Origin of the sequence: Mesorhizobium sp. M7A.F.Ca.CA.002.05.1.1, assembly GCF_003998335.1 — a bacterium.
GTDB lineage: Bacteria > Pseudomonadota > Alphaproteobacteria > Rhizobiales > Rhizobiaceae > Mesorhizobium.
Window position 1 is genome coordinate 1 of the sequence record NZ_RZQI01000462.1, and the last position, 4,664, is coordinate 4,664.

Genomic DNA, 4,664 nt, shown 5'->3' on the forward strand with positions numbered 1-4,664 from the left:
CTCTTCGACTTGTCCGGCCGCGAACTGGCATTCGCCGCCCGTGACGGCCGCTCGTCCATGCCAAAGCCCGGGCATGTCGAACGCGATCTCGACGAACTCTGGCGCAACGCGGTTTCGGTCATCGGCCAATGCATCGCTGAAGCCGGCATCGACGCCGGCGAGATAGTCGCCATCGGCTGCGCCGGTCATGGCAACGGGCTCTACGCGCTCGATCGCACGGGCGCGCCATTGATCGGCATCCAGTCGCTCGACACACGCGCGGTCGACATCGTCGCCGAATGGGCAAAACAGAATGTCGGCGGCCGCACCTATGCACATTGCCTGCAACGGCCGTGGGCGGCGCAGACGCCTACCTTGCTTGCCTGGCTCAAGCGCTTTTCGCCGGCTTTGTTCGCCAGTATCGGAACTGTGTTCCTGTGCAAGGATTTCGTCGTCAACCGCCTGACTGGTGCGCGCAGCAGCGACACTTCAGACATGTCGGGCTGCGGCCTGCTGCAGATGCAGGACCGCCGCTACGAGCCGGACCTGCTTGCCGCCTATGGGCTCGGCGATTGCATGGACCTGCTGCCGCCAGTGCTGGAATCGGCCGACATTGCCGGTCATGTGAGCGCGGAGGTGGCGGCCCTGACGGGACTGCGCGCCGGCACGCCGGTCGTCGCCGGGCTGTTCGATGTCGTCGCCAGCGCGGTCGGTTCGGGCGTGACCAGAACCGGCGCCGCATCGGTTATCGCAGGGACCTGGAGCATCAACCAGGTCATTACCGACGAACCGATCCGCGACCCTTCGATCTTCATGCTGTCGACTTTCGACCGCCAGCGCTATCTGGCGATCGAATCCAGTGCCACCTCGGCCGCCAATCTCGAATGGATCGTTCGCGAATTCCTCGAACATGGTGGCGAAGCCGGCAAGTCGCCGTTCGAATTGTGCAGCGAACTGGTGGCGTCCGTCGATCCGAACAGCGACATCCCGATCTATCATCCCTTCCTTTACGGCTCGCAGCAGAATGGCCATGCGCGCGCAGGCTTCTATGGCATCGCCGGCTGGCACAGCCGAGCCCATCTGCTGCGTGCGCTGTTCGAGGGCGTTGCCTTCGAGCATAAGCGCCATGTCGAGACCTTGCACAGAGCGGGCGCTGATTTCGACCAGGTGGTGCTGTCGGGCGGGGGCTCGCGCAGCAGCGTCTGGCCGCAGATATTCGCCGATGTGCTCGGCGTGCCCGTCACCGTGGCGCGCAGCCGCGAAACCGGCGCGCTGGGAGCGGCGATCGCGGCGGGCACCGGCGTCGGCATTTTCGCGGACTACAGCGCAGGTGCCGCCGCCATGACGGCGGCCGCCCGACATTTTGTACCCAACGAGGCGGTTGCCGATGCATATGCGGGACGGTATCGACTGTACGGCGAGATCAACCAGGCGATGACCCCGATGTGGGAGCGCATCGCCGGACAGCAGGCGCGCACGTGACCGAAGATCCACCGTCCCCGTTCGGCAATTACGATTACGTCATCGTCGGCGCCGGTTCCGCCGGCTGCGTGCTCGCCAACCGGCTCTCCGCCGATCCGCGCAACAATGTGCTGCTGCTCGAGGCCGGGGGCAGCGACCGCTATCACTGGGTCGATATCCCGATCGGCTATCTCTTCTGCATGGGCAACCCGCGCACCGACTGGATGATGAAGACCGAGCCGGAAGCCGGTCTCAATGGACGCAGCCTCAACTATCCGCGCGGCAAGGTGCTTGGCGGCTGTTCATCGATTAACGGCATGATCTACATGCGCGGCCAGGCAGCCGACTACGATGGCTGGCGTCAGGCCGGCAATGCCGACTGGGGCTGGGATGACGTGTTGCCCTATTTCCTCAAATCGGAAGACTATCACGGCGGCAAAGGCGCCATGCACGGGAGCGGCGGCGAGTGGCGGGTCGAACGGCAGCGGCTTTCATGGCCGATCCTTGACGCCTTCCGGGACGCGGCCGAGGAACTCGGCATTCCGCGCACCGAAGACTTCAACACCGGCACCAATGAAGGCTCGGGCTATTTCGAGGTCAACCAAAGGAAGGGCGTGCGCTGGAACACGTCGAAGGCGTTCCTGCGTGGTATAGCGGGGCGCAAGAACCTGCGCGTGGTGCTCGGCGCGGAGACCGAACGGCTCGAATTCGACGGCCGGCGCGTCACCGGATTGGTTTTCCGCCAAGGCGGCCGCCTGCACCAGGTCCGCGCTGGACAGACGATCCTTGCGGCCGGCGCCATCAACTCGCCGAAGCTGCTCGAGCTGTCGGGGGTGGGCCGCCCCGACCTGCTTTCGAGCATCGGCGTGGATGTTCGTCACGCCTTGCCGGGCGTTGGAGAAAATCTGCAGGACCATTTGCAGATCCGCACCGTCTTCAAGGTCGCCAACACCGCCACGCTCAACCAGCGCTACCACAATCTGGTCAGCCGTGCGTCGATGGGGCTGGAATACGCGCTCAAGCGCAGCGGGCCGCTGTCGATGGCGCCGAGCCAGCTCGGCATCTTCGCCAGGAGCGATCCGCGTCTCGCAACCCCCGATCTCGAATACCATGTGCAGCCGCTGAGCACCGACCGTCTGGGCGAGCCGCTGCATCGCTTTCCCGCGGTCACCGTCTCGGTCTGCAATCTGCGCCCCGAAAGCCGGGGCACCGTACATATGGGTTCATCCGACGCGCGGGAGGCGGCGAAGATCCGCCCGAACTATCTTTCCACCGAGGGAGACCGCAGCGTGGCCGTCGCGTCGTTGCGCCATGTCCGCAGCCTGATGAAGGCCCGGGCGGTGGCGCGCTTTGCGCCGGAAGAGATGCTGCCCGGCACGCAGTATAACAGCGATGAAGAGCTCATCCGCAAGGCCGGCGATATAGGCACGACGATCTTCCACCCCGTCGGCACCTGCAAGATGGGTTCGGATACGATGGCGGTGGTCGACGACGGCCTGCGTGTTCACGGGCTTGGCGGGCTGCGCGTGGTCGATGCCTCGATCATGCCGACAATCGTCTCAGGCAACACCAACTCGCCGGTCGTCATGATCGCGGAAAAGGCAGCCGAGATGATCCTGCAAGAGGCCCGCTGACCGCCATCGGCTTCAAGCCGCGGCAACACCGCGCGATCGCCGTCTCTCGGCCGCCGCGAGCAGATCGACGAAGGTGCGCACCTTGGCGGGCCGGAACCGGGCCGGCGGAAAGACCGCGTGGATGCCGCCTGACGGCAGGCTCCAGTCGGCAAACACCGGCACCAGCCGCCCCTCGGCGATATCGTCGCTGACGCTATAATCCGGAAAGACGCCGAGCCCGATGCCGACGAGCACGCAAGCCAGGGCGGCGGGGCTCTTGTCGCACATGATGACCGGATTGAGTTCGGTCAGCACCGTCTCAGTGTCCCTGGAAAACAGCCATTGGCCGATGCCTCGCAACTGGGTGTTGCCGACCCAGGCCAGCGATCTTGCCTGGCGCGGCGTCACGTCGGGCGGCAGGCTCGCCGCGAAGCCAGGGCTCGCCACCACGATCTGCCGGATCGTCCCCAGGCGCCGCGCCTGGTTCGAGGAATCGGTGAGCCAGCCGACGCGGATGCCGAGATCGATCTGCTCGTCCACCAGATTGCTGACGGCGTCGTCGAAGATCGCCTCGACGCGCATATGCGGGTAGGTTCTGAGATAGGCGGCCATGACCGGAGCCACGATCTTGGTGCCGTAGTCGAGTGGCGCCGTCAGCCTCAGCGTTCCGCTCGGTTCGACGGCTCCGCGCGAGATTTCGCCATAGGCCGCCTCCGCTTCGCGCAGGATGATCATCGCGCGGTCATAGAAGAGGCGGCCCTCTTCGGTCGGCGTGACACGCCGGGTCGTGCGCTGCAGCAGCGTTGCGCCCAGCTCCTCTTCGAGCTTGCCGATCTGATGGCTGACCACGGCCTTGGCGACGCCAAGCCGGTCGGCCGCGGCGGTGAATGAGCCGGTTTCCATGACCGTGGTGAAGTAGGCGAGCCGATTGAGGTTCAGAAGTTCGGCCAAGCTGGCTGCCCTTTGTATGATCAGATCAGACAGTTTGTATAATTGGGCGCCATTTATCGCAAGGCTGCCGTCTGCCACATATGAGCGACGGCCTCGACGAGTCCGGTGGCCGGGCAGGAATGGCAGCGACTATGAGCAATTCAGAAGTGACCTATCTTTTCGATCCGCTCTGCGGCTGGTGCTATGGCGCCACTCCGATGCTCGACCGGTTGTCGGCCGCCGGCCTGAACGTCGAACTGCTGCCGACCGGCCTGTTTTCCGGCGCCGGCGCGCGTCCGATGGATGAAGGCTTTGCGGCGCATGCCTGGGCGAACGACCAGCGCATCGAGCGCCTGACCGGACAATCCTTCACGCCGGCCTACCGGCACAATGTCCTCAATGTCCGTGGGACCCTGCTCGATTCACATGCCGCCACACTCGGCATCAGTGCCGCTGGCCTGGAAGATCCCAGCCGCCGGCTTGCGGTGCTGAAGACGATCCAGCATGCGCGCTATGTAGAAGGACGCGATGTCGTGACGATCGGCGGTGTGGCCGAGGTGCTCGCCGCCGCCGGCATGGCGGACGCCGCCGAAATGCTCAAGGCGCCGACCGAAACATTGCTGACGGCTCACCGCGATCTGGTTGGCCGTGGCCGTGCGCTGTTCCAGCGCCTGCATGCCG

Annotated in this window: 4 protein-coding genes; 3 read left to right on the forward strand and 1 reads right to left on the reverse strand. The window is 65.2% G+C overall.

Features of this window, described 5'->3' with window-relative positions:
* Both EN939_RS21535 and EN939_RS21540 read left to right on the forward strand, forming a co-directional pair.
* Positions 1 to 1,461, forward strand: a 1,461-nt coding sequence (locus EN939_RS21535; protein ID WP_164751126.1) for an FGGY-family carbohydrate kinase, incomplete at its 5' end; no start/stop codon positions are given.
* Positions 1,458 to 3,074, forward strand: coding sequence for a GMC family oxidoreductase (locus EN939_RS21540; protein ID WP_127269585.1), 1,617 nt, complete (start codon positions 1,458 to 1,460; stop codon positions 3,072 to 3,074). The genes EN939_RS21535 and EN939_RS21540, both read left to right, overlap by 4 nt.
* A gap of 12 nt (positions 3,075 to 3,086) precedes the next feature.
* Here the strand turns inward: EN939_RS21540 and EN939_RS21545 are convergent, their stop codons facing one another.
* Positions 3,087 to 4,004 (reverse strand): LysR family transcriptional regulator, encoded by a 918-nt coding sequence (locus EN939_RS21545; RefSeq protein ID WP_127269586.1) that lies wholly within the window; start codon positions 4,002 to 4,004, stop codon positions 3,087 to 3,089.
* Between the two features lie 131 nt (positions 4,005 to 4,135).
* On the opposite strand from EN939_RS21545, the gene EN939_RS21550 reads away from it, so the two are divergent.
* The coding region (locus tag EN939_RS21550) for a DsbA family protein (RefSeq protein ID WP_127269587.1) at positions 4,136 to 4,664 on the forward strand (529 nt) is incomplete at its 3' end.